We start from the raw sequence: 16,190 nt of genomic DNA on the forward strand, positions 1-16,190 counted from the left end.
TAAGTTTACTGTAATTTATAGGTGTCCGCAAGGCTTTTTCAGCCGTTCGGACACCTTTATCTATGTGACCGTAATTCCTCTGGCTTGTGACCTGGCTTAAGGTGTAGAATAACGAAGATTATCGAACGTTAGAGTCTTTGGTCTTTGGGGAGGGCTGCGTATGGGCGGCGATAGTTCGGTCCGGTCGGGAGCGGCCATAGTGCTCCTGGCCGCTGTGTTCTGGGGTACCACCGGAACCCTTCAGGCTCTGGCCCCCGAGGGATCGTCTCCTCTGGTGGTAGGTGTCCTCAGGATGACCCTGGGGGGGCTGTTTTTGGCGGGGTTCGTGCTTTTCAGATACGGATCCGATGCTCTTGCCGGAAGATGGCCCTGGAAAACCCTTTTGATGGCGTCCTCCAGCATGGCGGTGTATCAGCTGTTCTTTTTCTCCGCCGTTCTAAGAACCGGAGTCGCTGTGGGCACCATGGTCACCATAGGCAGTTCCCCCATATTGGCCGGACTTCTGGCCAAGGCGGTTCTGAGAGAGTCTCTTACACCCAGATGGACTGTGGCGACGGCCTCGGCCATAGGGGGATGTGTCCTGCTGTCCCTCGGTGACGGAGCGGTACGGGTCGACCTGATAGGCGTGCTTTTGGCGGTCGGGGCGGGGGCGTCCTACGGATTCATAGGGCTGGGAATGAAGCAGCTTCAGAGAACCAGAAATCCTCTGGCGGTAATAGCCGCCACCATGTTGGGAGGGGCCGTTCTGGGCTCTCCTCTGTTTTTGTTTCATCCAGTCGCTTGGCTGGTCACGATTCGGGGGATCTCGGTGGCCTTGGCCCTCGGCTTGGTAGGAACGGCGATTCCCTACGGTATGTTCTCCGTGGCTTTGACCATGATACCCATCTCGACGGCCTGTACACTGACCCTCATGGAGCCACTGACCGCCTCTTTGCTGGGAGTTTTCCTTTTGGGAGAGAGCCTGGGGGCCAGATCTTTTGTGGGTATAGCCCTTATCTTTACCGGAATAATGATACTGTCTCTTCCGGACGGTATTGCGAGGAAAAAGGAGGCGAGATCTTGAGTAAGATAGATATGGCGGCGCTTATTCCCTACGTGTTCATAACGACCTTCACCCCCGGTCCGAACAACGTCAGCTCCGCCGCGATGGCGGTGAAGTTCGGACTTGGGAAGACCTGGGGTTACATGCTGGGAATCGCGTCCGGCGTTTTCCTGCTGATGATCCTTGGGGGGTCTCTTTCCGGCTTTCTGATGGAGTTGGTCCCAAAGCTCGAGGGGATCATGAAATGGATCGGAGCGGCCTACATAATCTGGTTGGCCTGGGGACTGGTTAGGGAGGTTCCCCACGAGGGCGGTTCCTCCGAGGGTGAGGGAGGGTTCCTAAAGGGGATGACCCTTCAGTGCGTCAACGTCAAGGTTATGATTTATTGCCTGACCCTGTACTCGGTGTTTCTAAGGCCTCTGCTGGCTCGGCCTCTGCCCGTGCTGATGTCCGCTCTCTTTTTGGCTGCGGTCTGTTTTTCCTCGGTGGTCCTTTGGGCCCTGTTCGGAGTCGGGATAGAGAGTTTTCTCGGAAGTCCCGGCAGGCGCAGGGCCCTTAACTACTTCTTCGCGGCCATGTTGGTCGTGACAGCTCTTCAGGTGGCCGAGTTGATATGAACGTCCGGTCTGGCGATGTGCCGGACCTCGTCGCAGAACCAGTCGTAGATGGTCTCCTTGGGGGTCTTTATGCCTCTGAGGGCCTCTATGCTGGTGCCTAATAGAAAAAGAGGGCGGCTCGGCTCTATGAGGTCCATTCCCGACGGCTTGAGCCCCGACTCCAGCCTGTTTAGCTGCTGGTCGTTGTCGGTCACCAGAAGCACCATGGTCCAGTTTTCCTGGTCCTCCGTGTCGATGTCGGCCCATCCCGGAATGTATATCCGTCTCTGTCCCAGCATGAACAGCTCTATCTGCCCCAGAGCTGTCACGGCGGCTCTTAGGTCGTCGGGGTCCTTCACCCTCAGGCAGAAGAGTCGATCCGTGTTCTGAAGCCTGAATCTGTCTTCCGGTGTCGTCTCCGTGGTTCTGTAGTGGTCGAAGTCGTAGCCGCTTCTCAGCATAAGGTCCACCGTCAGGTTGCCCGTAGGGGCTCCGGTTCTCTCTATCCAGTCGGCGAGTCCCCTTTCCCCCGGAATTGGCTCTTCTCTGGCGGAAACCCCCCAGAAGGGAAAGGTGTCCATAAGATCCTTCACAGAGGGATGTTCGGGCCATAGATAGCGGAATCTGCCGTTATCCTCGGTGAATAGCTCCTCTCCTTTCAGGTAGGGTACGACGGGGAATCTCTCCGCCATGGTGAACTCCTTCAGACCCCACCGTCCCAGGAAAGCCTTCTCCAAAAGCAGGTTGAGCCTGTTTCTCCAAAGAGCCGTGGCAGGGTCGGTGTCGGCCATGGGTTTCAGCGGTATTCCCATCTCGGAGGCCAGCTTGTCCCTCTCTGCCAGCCCCTCCTCGGTAAGTATCATTCCGCCTCCTGCCGGTCTTAGGAGTCCTTGCTTCCCTAAAGTATCCAACTTGTCCGGCTCGTTGCCTGCGAGAAGGACCGTTTCCTCGTCCCAGCAGATGGCTTCCCCCTCGAACAGAAGCGTCAGGTGGGTCATGGCGTAAGATCTCCTTCCTGGTGGACTGTCTCTCTTCTTTCGATTATATATCCCCTTTATTATAAACACAAAGGAGGGGCCGAAAGGCCCCTCCTTTAGCTGTCTTGTTTTTAGTCGTCTTAGTCCGCTTCGGCGGTGCAGCACTTTCTGTACATATAGAGAGCCAGCACCATGAAAAGAACCAGTCCTCCGATTCCGCTCGCCGAGAGGGGCCCGCCTACGGCTATCTTGTCCGCCACTCCGACGTAGGCCAGGAAGGCGGCCAGAAGACCCACCAAAGCGTCTCCCGCGACGAAGCCTGAGCTGATGAGCATTCCCGTCTCCAGGGCGGGTTTGTGCTTCTCGTGTCCCTTGGGGAACTTCTTCATGACTGCCTCTCTGATGAGGGATCCGAAGAAGATCGGCACGGAGAGGTGGATCGGGAGGTACAGGCCGATGCCGAAGGGAAGAACCGGGATCTGGACCAGTCTGGCGCAGAGTCCCAGAGCCGCTCCGATCCACACCAGGGTCCAGGGCAGGTCTCCCTGGAATATCCCCTGGACGACCATGGCCATCAGCCCCGCCTGGGGAGCCGGGAGCTCCTTGGAGCCGAAGCCGTAGGTGCTGTCCAGCATTATCAGGACGAGCCCTATCACCAGCGCGGCGGCGACGGTTCCGATCATCTCCCCGATCTGCTGATACTTGGGGGTGGATCCGACAAGGAATCCGGTCTTGAGGTCCTGAGACATATCTCCGGCGCAGGCCAGGGCGATGCAGACCACCGATCCCGCCGTGAGGCTCGCCAGTATTCCCTCTATGCCGGAGATCCCGCCGAGCTTTACCAGTATCGCCGTCAACAGAAGGGTGGCTATGGTCATCCCGGACACCGGGTTGTTGGAGCTTCCGACCAGACCGACGATCCTGCTGGAGACCGTTACGAAGAAGAAGCCGAAGACGACCACCGCTATGGCGGACACTATCCTGGCTACGGTGTTGTCTATGGGAAGGACGAATAGCATGGACACCGCCACCAGCAGGGATCCCCATGTGACGATCTTTCCGGGAAGGTCCTGCTGGGTCCTTCTCTCCGGCGTCCCGTCGTCGTTCTTGGAGCGTTTCATGACGGCCTTGAAGCTGTTGATAATGGTGGGAAGGGCTTCCACGAAGCTGAGGAGTCCTCCGAAAGCAACCGCTCCGGCTCCGACGTAGCGGATGTATTTATTCCATATCCCCCACACTCCGAGTTCCGACACGGCCGTCGCCGCCGGGAAGATGGCGTCGGCCGAATGTCTTCCGAAGAACTCTATCAGAGGGATGACTCCCAGCCAGGCGACTACGCCTCCGACGAGCATTATGGTGGCTATCCTGCGACCGACGATAAAGCCAACTCCCATGAGGGACGGGAATATGTCGGCGCCTATGTGGGCTCCGGTGAAGCCCTTGATGCCCCACTCGATTTCCTCGGGGAAGATCTTCATTCCCGCCTGGGCGAAACGATACACTCCTGCCAGACCGAGGGATGCGAACAATGTCTTGGCCGGGGCTCCTCCGACCTCGCCCGCCACGAGGACCTCGGCGCAGGCCGCGCCCTCGGGGTAGGGGATGTTCCCGTGTTCCTTGACGATCAGGAAGCGCCGCAGGGGGATCATGAAGAGCAGTCCCAGCAGCCCTCCCAGGGCGGACATGAGGGTTACGGTGATCAGCTTGGGGGGGACCAGCTGAGGGTTGGTCCGGGCCAGTATGTAGAGGGCCGGCACGGTGAATATGACCCCCGCCGCCAGGGACTCGCCGGAGGACGCTATGGTCTGGACGATGTTGTTCTCCAGGATGGTCCCCTTCTTGAGGATTCCCCTCATTATGCCCATCGAGATGACCGCCGCCGGTATGGACGCCGATACTGTCATGCCGACCTTGAGGCCCAGATAGGCGTTGGCTGCTCCAAGGACGATGGAAAGAATAAAGCCTAGAAAAATGGCCCTGAAGGTCAGCTCCGGTATCTTCTTATCCGACGATACGTAGGGCGGATATTGATCCCCGTCCATCACCTCGTAGGCCTCTTCGGGCAGCCTGCGAATAGGCTCTTTCTTTGTTTCTTCCGAAGTACTCAAAAAAAATTCCTCCTTCAATAATTAAGACTGTTGACCAAAGTCAAAACTATCTTCTTACCGATATAATAGGCAGTCAAGGTTTTGTTCCTATTGTATGGATATGTAAACTTTGATTCGTCTTTGTCCGGCTTTTGGGCATTTTGCGTCGAAGTCGATTGGGCATATAATGAATAACGATCCGAATATGATTTTTAATTTTCGAAACAAGGAGGGGTTGTTGTGAAGAAAATTACGGTGTCGACTGTGTTTGTCGTTTTCCTGTTGACCTTGCTGACCGTTTCGTCCGCTACTGGCTGTACGACGATGCTGATTACCAAGGGCGCTACCGAGGATGGCTCGGTTATCGTGTCTCATTCGGACGATAACGATCTCATGGATGAGAGGATCGTCTATGTTCCCGCAATGGATCACGAGAAAGGGGAGACCAGGTCCGTCTACTGTTCAGCGGCGGCTATGGGAGAGTTCCCCGAGTATCGGTGTTTCCTCTATCCCAGAATGGTAGCCGACGGAAGAGGACCGGCCTATATGGGAGATGAGCCGTCTATCGCCCTCGGAACCATCCCTCAGGTTTCCCACACCTACGCCTATTTCGACGGCAACTACGGCATAATGAACGAGCATCAGCTGATGTTCGGAGAGTGTACCGACGGGGCCAAGATCACGGCAAAGCCCGAGCCGGGGAAGAGGATCTTCTATTCCTCCGAACTCTCCCGTGTGGCGTTGGAGAGATGCCGCACCGCCAGAGAGGCTATAGCCCTGATGGGATCTCTCATAGAGGAATACGGCTACTACGGAACCGGCGAGACCCTTCCCGTGGCCGACACGGAAGAGGGATGGATAATGGAGATGGCTCCCTCTCCGGAGGGGGTCGGTGGGCTCTGGGTCGCCAAGAGGGTGCCGGACGGAGAAATGTTCGTCGGTGCCAACGAGTTTCGCATCCGCGAGGTGGACCGGGACGATCCGGACATGATGGTGGGGAAAGAGCTCTTTCCCGTGGCAGAGAAACACGGCTGGTGGAAGCCCTCCGACGGGCCTCTGGACTGGCTCAGGACCGTTAGCCTTGGGGAGTACAACCATCCGTACTACTCCCTGCGCCGGGTCTGGCGGGCCTTCTCCCTGGCCGCTCCCTCTTCGGAGCTCTCCCCCTGGGTGGAGGACGGATATACGAAGGCCTATCCCTTCTCGATCAAGCCGGATAAAAAACTGTCGGTTCGTGACGTCATGGCCATACATCGAGACCATTACGAGGGCACCGAGTTCGACCTGACCAAGGGAGTGGCGGCGGGGCCCTTCGGATATCCCGACCGCTTCTACGGACCATACGACGGCAAGGGCGACGTAGGAGACCCGAAACGCAAGCTCGACGGAGCCTGGGAACGTCCTATCTCCGTGACCTACTGCGGCTATGCCTTCGTAAACCAGGCCAGGGGGTGGCTCCCCGATCCTATAGGAGGGATAATGTGGCTAGGGCTGGACAAACCGGCCGACACGGTGTTCATTCCCTTCTTCGTAGGGGTCGAGTCTCTTCCGGATTCGGTGGAGACCTGCGATACCTCTCTGTTCAGCAGAGACAGCGCCTGGTGGGCGTTCAACTTCGTCTCCAACTGGGCGGGACTCAGATACGATGCCATCCACGGCGATATAGTCTCCCGCCGTGAGGCTATGGAGACCGGTTTCCTCGAAAAGCTCAAAGAGGTCGAGAAAGAGGCGATGGAGATAAATCGAAAGAATCCGGAGGAACTGGCCGGTTTTCTGACCTCCTTCTGCGATGAAAACGCCGGTCGTACCGTGGACGGCTGGTGGGATTTCTCCGAAGAGCTTATAGTGAAATACGACGACGGGTTCATAAACGTGGGCCAGATGGGAACCGAGGCGGGCTATCCCATGGAGTGGCTGAAGACCACCTCGTGGCCCGAAGGACCTACGGAGTACGGGAAGCGTTGATCTGACGATTCGGAAAGGGTGGTTCGGATGGAAAGAGTGGATATGCCCATAACAGGGATATGTTCTTTCGGCAAATATCCCATCTGCGGGGATGCGGATGGACTCGAGGCGGATATGGCGGTGCTCGGCGTGCCCTACGACCTGGGCGTTGGCTTTCTCAGCGGCACCAGGCTGGGCCCGAGAAGGATAAGGGAGGCCTCTACCCAGTACGCCAGGGGTTCCAGAGGATTCTACGATCCTGAGCTGGCCGCCATACTGAGGGGCATAGCCGGGAGGTTCAACGTGGTCTGTCTCGATCTGGTGGAGGTGGCTCCTCAGTACGATCCTTCCGGCGCCACCTGCCGCATCGCCGCTATGACCCTGTTGGAGTTCATGGGGCATATATTGAAAAGACGGGAAGCTAAGAATTAGTTTATCTACGGAGGTATTCATGAATATAAAGATAGGATCCGGCGTTTTCGAGAGGTTCGAGGGGTACCGCAGAGCGGTGGTCCTGGTGAAGGGAGCGGACAATTCGGGAGAGGACGACAGTCTGATGGCCAAGCTCAGGGCCGCCGAGGCGGACGTTAGGGAGAGGTCCGATCTGGCCGACTACAAGGAGATTCCCCGTATAGCATCTTGGCGGGAGGTCTTCCGGTCCATGGGCATCAACCCGAACAAGTATCCTCCATCGGTCGCCAACCTGATAAAGAGGACCGGCAAGGGGACCGATCTTCCCTTCGTGAACAAGCTGGTATGCATCTTCAACGTCATCAGCCTGAGGCATATGGTTCCCTGCGGAGGTGACGACCTCTCGGTGGTTACCGGAGATCTTCGGCTGGACGTGGCGTCCGGAACGGAGGACTACGTTCCCCTGGGCAAGCCTGACGTTTTGGAACATCCGGACGAAGGGGAGATAATCTACTTCGACGACGGCAATAGGGACGTCTTCTGTCGCGCCTGGTGCTGGAAGAACGGGGACAGAAGCAAGATAACCAAGACGACCACCGACGTGGCCATAAACGTGGAGGGAATGCCTCCCGTCTCTTTGGAGGATCTGAAAGCAATAGGGGACGAGCTGGCCGAGATGGTCCGAGAGCACTGCGGAGGCGAAGTCTCTGTCCACATACTGGACGACGAGAACGACAGCCTTGAGATATAGCGAACGAAAAATCAAGGGACTGAGTGTATATGTTTCGATCACTGGGAATTCTTTTTAAGTTTGCCTCCGATGGGGCAGGGGTTCTTTTGGCGGGAATTGCCGGGCTTATAGGTATTTTGATCGTAGGTGCATGTGTTTGTAGTCTGTTATGGGGCGTGTTTTTTTAGATCTTTATTAGGAGGTCTCTGAATTTTCAGGGACTCCTTTTTTATTTTTTCGAGGACATTGATCCTTGATTTTAAGGCGCTTGGTGGTATGGTGTTTTAGGGTGGCTCAGAGGTGAAGTCTATGGCTTTTATCGACGACGAGCTGTTTCGTTACTGGGGAAAATTCGAGGGGGATCAATGGCATCCCTTGGTCTATCATTGTTTAGACGTGGCGTCGGTGGCTCTCCGCTGGCTAAAACTGAGTTCTGCCGTGAGACGGTCCCTTCATTGCGAGGATGAACGGGATAAGTGTCCTGTAGCTTATTTTATCTTTCTTCACGATCTGGGTAAGGCAGACCTTCGGTTTCAGCTGAAAGGACGTTCCGTTATGGAACGTCTATGGTCGTCAGGGGATCTCCGTGAAGTCGACAAGGTGCTGCATCGCGGTTACATGCACGGTCCAGCCGGTCTGATCCTGTTCGAGAAGGACAGAAAGGCGGTCTATTCCGACTCTGTGACCGATTGGATGAGGTCCGTGGCCGCACACCACGGTTCGATGTCCCCGGTGGATCTCTCTATCAAGACGGAAAGGTACGGCCCGGATCTTTGGAAGGAACGGGATGAAAGGGTCCGTTCCCAGATGACCTCTCTCGGTCGGGATCTGTTTTTAAAGGATTTTCCCGAAGAAAATATCGGAGAGCCTCCCTATGGTCTGTTGGGGTTTTGTTCCATCTGCGATTGGCTGGCGTCCAACGAGGAGTGGTTCCCCTATCGTTCTGAATCCATCTCTCCAGAGGATTACATGGACGAACGATTTCCACTGGCCGAGACCGCCTTGAGAGAGTGTGGCCTGATAGGAGATAGGTCGGGCAGATGCGGTATGGACGGTCTGTTTACGGGATGGACTCCTAGGGGCATCCAGACCCTATCTCTGGAGGATCTCGATGATGGTTCCCCATCTCTGGCCGTCATGGAGGCTCCTACCGGATCGGGAAAGACCGAGGCCGCCCTGGCCCTTGCTTCCCGCTGGTTGGCTGATGGTCGGGCCGATTCCGTCATATTCGCCCTTCCCACCCAGGCCACGGCGAACGCCATGTTCGATCGCTTGACCAGGATAGCTCCCGTGCTTTTCCCTGGTTCGGCAAACGTCGTCTTGGCTCATGGCAAGTCCCGATTCAACAGTGGATTTCGATCGATTATGAAAAAAGGGGCCAGCCTTTCATCTGGAGAGGACGGTCTTGTCCAGTGTTCCCGTTGGTTGGCGTCGGGAAAGAAGCGGGCCTTCTTGGGGCAGATAGGTGTCTGCACGGTGGATCAGGTGCTTCTGAGCGTGCTTCCCGTTCGACACGGCTTCGTGAGGTCTTTCGGAATATCCCGGAGCGTCCTGATAGTGGACGAGATCCACGCTTACGACAGCTACATGAACGGTCTTCTCGAGCAGGTCCTCCAGTTTCAGAGGGACTCTGGGGGGTGTGCCATCCTGCTTTCCGCCACGCTCCAGCATAGTCGTCTACTCCGATTGACCTCTCTATGGAGCGGTCAAGATGCCTCTTTACCTTCTTCTAATTCCTATCCTCTCGTTACTCTTGCCAGACCGGGTAGTATAGACTGCCGTATTCCCTTCGACTCTCCTCCCAAACGAATCGTGTCTATAGAGACGATTCGTTCCGATTGCGCCATTCCCAGCGATGAACTTCTCGAGCGACTTGTCAAAGAGACCGAGAACGGTAAAACCGTCGCATTCATATGCAATCTCGTGGATCATGCCCAAAGAGTAGCTCGTAAGCTTAAATCGATGTCGTCCGTTCCTGTCGACCTGTTTCACGCTCGATATACCTTCCGGGATCGTGCGGTTATAGAGAGCCACGTTATCCATCGCTACGGTCCAGGACGTACCCCCGGAATTGGCGGAATCCTGGTTGCCACCCAGGTGGTGGAACAGAGTCTGGACCTGGACTTTGACCTTATGGTCTCCCAGCTCTGCCCGGCGGATCTCCTATTTCAGCGTTTAGGCAGGCTCCATCGCCACGATTCTCTTCACGGAGACGGCGTTCCTCCCAAGGCGATTGTTTTGACTCCTACGGGGGACGATTTTGGCCTTCACGGTATCGTCTACGAGAACGAGGCTCTTCTTTGGAGGACCAGAATTATGTTGGAGGAGAGGAAATCCATAACGTTTCCCGACGCATACAGGGATTGGATAGAGACGATTTACGGTGACGAGCCCATGTTCGGTGAGCCGGATCATGTAACTAAAGCCAACCAGGAATGGCGAAACGGACAGATGGGCAAGGAGTTCGCCGCCATATCCCTGGTCAAGTCCTCTCTGAACCTGTCCGACACCGGGGCTGAGGCGGCAAAATTGACCAGAGATGGCGAGATGAGCCTGACGGTCCTGCCCTATGACTGTGCGACGAAATGTCTGATGGATCCAGACGGGACACCTCTCGCGTCCGTGTCCGATATGCCGGGGACTCTGGAAGTGGTGGATATGCAGGCCGTATCGGTCCCGGCAGGCTGGGGCAAGTACCTGGGGAAACTGGAGCAACGGGACGGGATATTCTTTTTACCGGTGGACAGGGTAGAAGACGGTTGGGAGACGACCTCTCCCATGATTCTGCGGTACTCGTCGCAGTTTGGGCTGGAAAGGGTGATGAAAGAACGATGAACTTGCTGTCGGATAGGTGGATTCCCGTTTCCGACGGGGCGTCCATGACTCAAATATCCGTGGAGGAGCTTCTATGTTCCGATAGATGCTATTCCATATGCCATCCAAGGGACGATATGGAACTGGCAGCTTTGCAGTTGCTAGTGTGTCTGACCCAGGCCGTCTTAGCGCCCGAAAACGACGAGGAGCTTCGGGGAAGACTGGAGACGCCCCTTGATCCAGTGGAGTATCGAGAGGCCGCGGCGATAAAGATGGACTGGTTCGACCTGGAGCATGAGAAAACTCCGTTTATGCAGGATCCCAGGGTTTTAGAGTATATGACCTCTAAAGGGAAGGATCTGGCTAAGGAAAAGACCGGAATAGCCAAGCTTCTTCCGGGACTTCCAGAGGGAAAGGGGTCCGGCTGTCTTTTCAACGGGGCCGGGGATATCCGGTGTATGTGTCCCTCGTGTGCCGCTATGGCTCTTTTCAACCAGGCTACCGAGGCCCCCTCCTTTGGGGGAGGTTTCAAGGATCCTCTGCGAAAGGCGGGACCTGTTACGGCCCTCATATATGATGAAAACCTCAGACTCATGGTCTGGAAAAACGCTCTCCCCTGCGACTTTGTGGAGGGAAGACTTCCGTCGGTGGATGAGAAAAACGACGTGCCTAACTGGATTTTACAGATGGGCGAGGGAGACGTGGTTCGGACTGAGGAAATTGGTCTCTTGAGGGGGCTGTTCTGGCAGCCCGCTAGCCTTTTTCTTGAGTGGTCGGATGGAGAAGGGACGTGTGACTGCTGTGGTCTTAGGATGTCCAGATCAACTTTGTCATTTTGGAAGAGGAAGTTCAAATACGATCTTGACGGCGTTATGTGGCCTCATCCTCACGGGGCCAGACTTATGGACAAGGGGAAATGGAACGGGGTCACGTTTAGGGGAGTGGCCCCTCTCTGGACTCGCTTTTCCGAGTTTTTGAGATGGCAGGACGGACACCAGCCCGAGCTGGTTTTGGAGCATTATAAAAACTTCGTTTCTCACGAGCGGCTGAACCTGAGCGTCGGAGGCTATACCAACAGACAGGCTTCCATCCTGGAGAGGCACCATCAGGTGATATCTCTGGGATCCGGTTGGCCGGAGCATATCGAAGATATCGACGGTCGAGTAGAACTGGCCGTCGGATATGAAAAAGAGCTGAGTGGCAAGAGTTTCGGGTTGGGCAAGAGGGTGTCTGGCGATGGTGGTGGTCTCAAGGAACGGGCAAGGAAGATGTTTTTCCAGAAAACCGAATCGCTGATGCACGAGGCGCTTCAGTACACCGAATGGAACAGGGAGAAGGCGTTCCGCCTGGAACTTGCCGATCGGCTGAAGGTCCTGTGTTCCAAAATTCTTGAGGAGGTCGCCAGGCCCTATATGGATCAGCCTCACGGGTTGTTGGCCTATGTCACTGCTAAAAAGAACCTGGAAGCAGCTATGGATAGGCTCCATAAATCCATCGAATGACGTAAAAGGAGGTCTTGTTTTGTCCCCTGAATTCGATTTTGTAAGGATAAAGGAAACGTTCGACGGAATGTCCAGCGGTGGAAGGGCGGAGATAAGCCGTGCCGAGCTCCCAAGTGATCTGGTTTTAAGAGGTGCCCTCTATCGACTTTTGCCGGAGGGAGAACCTCCCTCTTCTCAGTGGCAGCGTGTAGTGTTTCTGTTGCCATGGGCGAAACAAGAGGATGGGGCCTCTCAGCTAGGGAGGCAAATGGCCTATGCGGAGAGGAAAATCTCGGAACAGCGTGTCTTTCAGACGGTTCGTTCCGACTATCCTCAGGACATCCTTCATATGCGGAGGCTGTTGAGATATTTGAAGATCGGTCTGGACTGGAACGATTTTGGAAAAACCCTCTGGTTTTGGGGAGAGGTACAGAAACGGCGTATCGTGGAAAGCTATTTTATGGCTAAAAAATCGTCCTATTCGGAGGAGGCATAAATCATGGATCGCAGGTTCTTGAACCTTCACGTTTTAATTTCCCACAGTCCGTCCTGTCTCAACAGAGACGATATGAACATGCAGAAATCGGCTCGTTTCGGAGGGGTGAGGCGGGTGAGGGTCTCCAGCCAGTGTCTGAAGAGGGTGATACGGAGAAGCGACAAGTACAGGGAGCTTTTCGGGGATCCTTCGGTGAGGACCAGGAATAACGAGGCCTTGATGGGATATCTAAGATCGATCCCCAGATTCGACAGATTCTCCGATGGCGAGCTTAAATTGGTAATCAATTCTTCCGGGATGCAAAACAGCGTCGTGACTCCGTGGATGATCGACGAGTTCGAGTCGATCGTGGAGGCCGTCCACTCCGCCATAGTTGAAAAGAATACCCCTGAGGATAAAATCCTCAAGATGGCGGATAAAGCTTCCCCAAAAAATAAAACCGGGGACAAAGACATCGATAAGGCAATGGAGAAGGCGGCCGACGAGTTTAAAAAGGCAGGCGTATCCTGTGCCGACATAGCCCTTTCCGGCAGGATGTGTGCCTCTGGAATACTTGACTCCGTAGAGGGAGCCATGTCTCTGTCCCATTCCATAACCACCCATGCCATGGAGGCAGAGATCGACTGGTTTACCGCCATGGACGATCTGACCTGCGAGACGGAGGAGACGGGAGCAGGGCATCTCAACACCCAGGAATTCGGATCGGGGGTTTTCTATCGCTATGCCTCGATAAATATGGATCTTCTTGAGAAGAACCTAGGCGGAGATAAAGAAAGGGCGATTGATACGGCTGCCGGGTTTACGGAACTTCTCTCTACCGTTGTGCCAACGGGGAAACAGAAAAGCTTTGCCTCCTACTCTTTGGCCGATCTGGTGTTGGCCGTAAAGTCCGATATACCCGTATCCCTTCATAATGCCTTCGAAAGGCCAGTTTCCGGCGACAGGCGAAGCGGTTTGATGGACCCATCCATAAAGGCTCTATCGGGGTACAGAGACCTAGTCCACAGCGGCTACGGTCTGGACGAGGAGTCGGCGGTATTCTCGATCAGGGACACATCTTTAACTGAACGGGTCGGCTCTCTGAAAGAGTTGCTCGAGTGGATAAAAGAATAATCCGATGCCATGTGTCGCTACCTGATAATTAGACTTCAGGGCATCCTTCAAGCCTGGGGACGCCATACCTTCGAGACCTATCGTCCCACAGAGGTCTTTCCTACTAGGTCGGGAATTACCGGTCTGATCGGTGCCTGTCTGGGATTGACCCGCCGAGATCACGAGGCTTTAGCTGAATTGGACAGTTCCTATCGCTACGGAGCCAGACTTGACGGGTGCAGAGATGTCTTTTGGGACATCTCCGATGAGAACCTGTCTCTGATGAAGTCGATTGGATGTGATCCGGGAAAATTGGAGGATTTTCACACAGTTCAGGATGTCAGGACCGTGGGAGGAGATATCAAGCCTACCGAGGTCACCCGTAGGGAATATCTGGAGGATGCCTGTTTTTCGGTGGTCCTGTGGGAAACGGAAGAAGCGGCGTTCGGTCTGGATCGTATAGAAGAAGCGTTGAGATCCCCTAAATTCACCCCCTATCTAGGCAGAAAAAGCTGCCCTCTCGGCAGGCCTCTTTTCGACGGGATGGTCGAGGCCGAATCGGCTTATGATGCGTTGAGCCGAACCGCTCCAGGATGGGGGATTTTATACGTCGAGGACGACCCGGGAGAGAAAGGCGTTAGCATGAGGATCCGGGATGTTCCGCGGTTTAAACGAACAAGGCAGTTCGATACTAGGACGATCTACGTTTCCACCGTGTCGGAAGGAGGTGGAGGCAATGTATCTGAGTGAATGGAGGTTGCCCTGGTCCAGAAGCCATAACCCGTATGAGATCCATCGAAAACTATGGGAGGCTTTTCCCGATATGCCGGATGGCAAACGGTCGTTTTTGTTTCGTTGGGAGAAGCAGTTCAGATCTATATCGGTTTTGATGTTATCCCAAAACGAGCCTAGAAAGTTCCAGGGAGCCACGTTTCATAGGTCTTCCGTCTTCGATCCTCGCATCGACGAAGGTCCTTACATTTTTACTGTGAGAGCGAATCCGGTAAAGAGGCTTGCCGAGGCCCGATGCAGAGTCCCTCTGGTGGGGGAGCAGGCTCTTGTAGAATGGCTTAATCGAAAGATGGAGGGAATCTGCGAGATCGAGGATGTCACCGTGCAGAGCAGAAGCGAGATCTACTTTAAGAAAAGGGATATGGCTGGCAAAATCGTTACGGTTGATTATAGGGGGATTTTACGTCCTAAAAACGGAGAGGCACTGCTTTCGTTGATGAAAAAGGGACTTGGGCCGGCCAAGGCCTTCGGCTGTGGAATGCTCCTTTTGAAGCGGCTATGAGTTTTTATCGACCACTTCCAAAGCTTTCACCTATACCCATAAAGGATCGATCCAGTTTGGCTTTCGTGGAAAGGGGTATGGTGGACGTAAGGGACGGAACCTTCGTCGTCGTGGACGGTACGGGCGTTCGGACCCATATCCCTGTGGGTGGAATATGTTGCATAATGCTGGAACCTGGAGCACGTATCTCCCATGCCGCTGTGGCCTTGGCGGCCAGGGTCGGCACTTTGCTGATCTGGATCGGAGAAGCTGGTGTCAGGCTTTACGGAGCCGGACAGCCTGGTGGTGCTAGAGCGGACAGGTTGCTTTATCAGGCCTCCCTGGCGCTGAACGACGAGGCCAGGCTTAGGGTCGTGCGTAAAATGTACGAGCTTCGTTTCAATGCACCGTGTAATCCGAATCATTCCGTAGATCAGCTTAGAGGTGTGGAGGGCGGTCGGGTAAAAACCCTATATAAACAGCTGGCTAAACGATACGGCGTTAAATGGGACGGCCGTCGATACGATCATCGAAATGCCTCGGCGGCTGATTCGTCGAATCGATGTCTCAGTTCGGCAACAGCATGTCTTTACGGCGTATGTGAGGCGGCCATCTTGGCGGCCGGTTATTCCCCGGCGATAGGTTTTATACACACAGGAAAGCCGAGGTCTTTCGTCTTTGACGTTGCCGATGTCTTTAAGTTCGAGACGGTCGTTCCTGTGGCCTTTCGGATAGCCGGTCAGAACCCGGAGGATCCGGAAGGGGAGGTTCGCAGAGCCTGTCGCGACATATTCCGTCAGACGAAGATCCTTAAGAGATTGATACCGTCTATAGAGGATATGCTATCCGCCGGAGGGCTTCCCGTTCCGCCTCCTCCCGAGGAGGCCATGGGACCGGCATTCGAGGAGGAGAAGGGCCTTGGCGACGTTGGTCATCGTGGTTGAAAACGTTCCTGATAGATTGAGAGGCCGGCTGGCGGTATGGCTTTTGGAAATCCGGACTGGCGTGTACGTGGGGGATTATTCCAGACGAATAAGAGAGTTTATATGGGAAAATATATCTCTTGGAATAGGAGATGGAAACGCTGTCATGGTTTGGAGTGCCCCAACCGAGAGTGGTTTTGAGTTTTGATCATTGGGCGAAAACAGGCGGGAGCCGGTGGATTGCTGTGGTCTTTTGTTGAGCCGCTATACCCCTCAAGATGCGTCGAAAAATACCTTATAAGGGGTTTTTCGCAGAAGAAAAAG

15 protein-coding genes are annotated in these 16,190 nt (G+C 54.9%); 13 read left to right on the forward strand and 2 right to left on the reverse strand.

Going from position 1 to position 16,190, the window contains the following annotated elements:
- Positions 1 to 160 precede the first annotated feature (160 nt).
- Entirely contained in the window at positions 161 to 1,063 is a 903-nt protein-coding gene (locus tag L2W58_RS10685) for a DMT family transporter (RefSeq protein WP_236103329.1), read from the forward strand.
- Complete coding sequence (locus tag L2W58_RS10690) at positions 1,060 to 1,659, forward strand: LysE family translocator (RefSeq protein ID WP_236103330.1); 600 nt, start codon at positions 1,060 to 1,062, stop codon at positions 1,657 to 1,659. The genes L2W58_RS10685 and L2W58_RS10690 overlap by 4 nt, the downstream gene beginning before the upstream one ends.
- Here the strand turns inward: L2W58_RS10690 and L2W58_RS10695 are convergent.
- Both L2W58_RS10695 and L2W58_RS10700 read right to left on the reverse strand, forming a co-directional pair.
- Complete coding sequence (locus L2W58_RS10695) at positions 1,638 to 2,636, reverse strand: hypothetical protein (RefSeq protein ID WP_236103331.1); 999 nt, start codon at positions 2,634 to 2,636, stop codon at positions 1,638 to 1,640. The genes L2W58_RS10690 and L2W58_RS10695 overlap by 22 nt on opposite strands.
- 119 nt (positions 2,637 to 2,755) lie before the next feature.
- A complete protein-coding gene (locus L2W58_RS10700; protein ID WP_236103332.1) occupies positions 2,756 to 4,723 on the reverse strand; it encodes an OPT family oligopeptide transporter in 1,968 nt (655 codons plus the stop codon).
- A gap of 219 nt (positions 4,724 to 4,942) precedes the next feature.
- Here L2W58_RS10700 and L2W58_RS10705 point away from each other — a divergent pair, with 219 nt between their 5' ends.
- The 11 genes from L2W58_RS10705 (at position 4,943) to cas2e (ending at position 16,074) form a co-directional block, all read left to right on the forward strand.
- On the forward strand, positions 4,943 to 6,667 hold the full coding sequence (locus L2W58_RS10705; RefSeq protein WP_236103333.1) for a dipeptidase: 1,725 nt from the start codon (positions 4,943 to 4,945) through the stop codon (positions 6,665 to 6,667).
- A 27-nt stretch (positions 6,668 to 6,694) separates the two neighbouring features.
- Complete coding sequence (locus L2W58_RS10710; protein ID WP_236103334.1) at positions 6,695 to 7,078, forward strand: arginase family protein; 384 nt, start codon at positions 6,695 to 6,697, stop codon at positions 7,076 to 7,078.
- Between the two features lie 19 nt (positions 7,079 to 7,097).
- Complete coding sequence (locus tag L2W58_RS10715) at positions 7,098 to 7,808, forward strand: B3/B4 domain-containing protein (protein WP_236103335.1); 711 nt, start codon at positions 7,098 to 7,100, stop codon at positions 7,806 to 7,808.
- A 288-nt stretch (positions 7,809 to 8,096) separates the two neighbouring features.
- A complete protein-coding gene (gene cas3 / locus L2W58_RS10720; protein ID WP_236103364.1) occupies positions 8,097 to 10,622 on the forward strand; it encodes a CRISPR-associated helicase/endonuclease Cas3 in 2,526 nt (841 codons plus the stop codon).
- Positions 10,619 to 12,103, forward strand: coding sequence for a type I-E CRISPR-associated protein Cse1/CasA (casA, locus tag L2W58_RS10725; protein WP_236103336.1), 1,485 nt, complete (start codon positions 10,619 to 10,621; stop codon positions 12,101 to 12,103). Before cas3 ends, casA begins: the two co-directional genes overlap by 4 nt.
- Before the next feature lie 19 nt (positions 12,104 to 12,122).
- Positions 12,123 to 12,578: a type I-E CRISPR-associated protein Cse2/CasB gene (casB, locus tag L2W58_RS10730; protein WP_236103337.1), complete on the forward strand. Its 456-nt coding sequence runs from the start codon at positions 12,123 to 12,125 to the stop codon at positions 12,576 to 12,578.
- A gap of 3 nt (positions 12,579 to 12,581) precedes the next feature.
- Positions 12,582 to 13,691, forward strand: coding sequence for a type I-E CRISPR-associated protein Cas7/Cse4/CasC (gene cas7e / locus L2W58_RS10735; protein ID WP_236103338.1), 1,110 nt, complete (start codon positions 12,582 to 12,584; stop codon positions 13,689 to 13,691).
- A gap of 9 nt (positions 13,692 to 13,700) precedes the next feature.
- Positions 13,701 to 14,420: a type I-E CRISPR-associated protein Cas5/CasD gene (cas5e, locus tag L2W58_RS10740; RefSeq protein ID WP_236103339.1), complete on the forward strand. Its 720-nt coding sequence runs from the start codon at positions 13,701 to 13,703 to the stop codon at positions 14,418 to 14,420.
- On the forward strand, positions 14,407 to 14,964 hold the full coding sequence (gene cas6e / locus L2W58_RS10745) for a type I-E CRISPR-associated protein Cas6/Cse3/CasE (protein ID WP_236103340.1): 558 nt from the start codon (positions 14,407 to 14,409) through the stop codon (positions 14,962 to 14,964). The genes cas5e and cas6e overlap by 14 nt, the downstream gene beginning before the upstream one ends.
- Entirely contained in the window at positions 14,961 to 15,887 is a 927-nt protein-coding gene (gene cas1e / locus L2W58_RS10750) for a type I-E CRISPR-associated endonuclease Cas1e (protein WP_255700514.1), read from the forward strand. The genes cas6e and cas1e overlap by 4 nt, the downstream gene beginning before the upstream one ends.
- On the forward strand, positions 15,862 to 16,074 hold the full coding sequence (cas2e, locus tag L2W58_RS10755) for a type I-E CRISPR-associated endoribonuclease Cas2e (protein ID WP_236103341.1): 213 nt from the start codon (positions 15,862 to 15,864) through the stop codon (positions 16,072 to 16,074). The genes cas1e and cas2e overlap by 26 nt, the downstream gene beginning before the upstream one ends.
- Positions 16,075 to 16,190 lie beyond the last annotated feature (116 nt).

The organism is Dethiosulfovibrio faecalis, assembly GCF_021568795.1.
GTDB classification, from domain to species: Bacteria; Synergistota; Synergistia; order Synergistales; family Dethiosulfovibrionaceae; genus Dethiosulfovibrio; species Dethiosulfovibrio faecalis.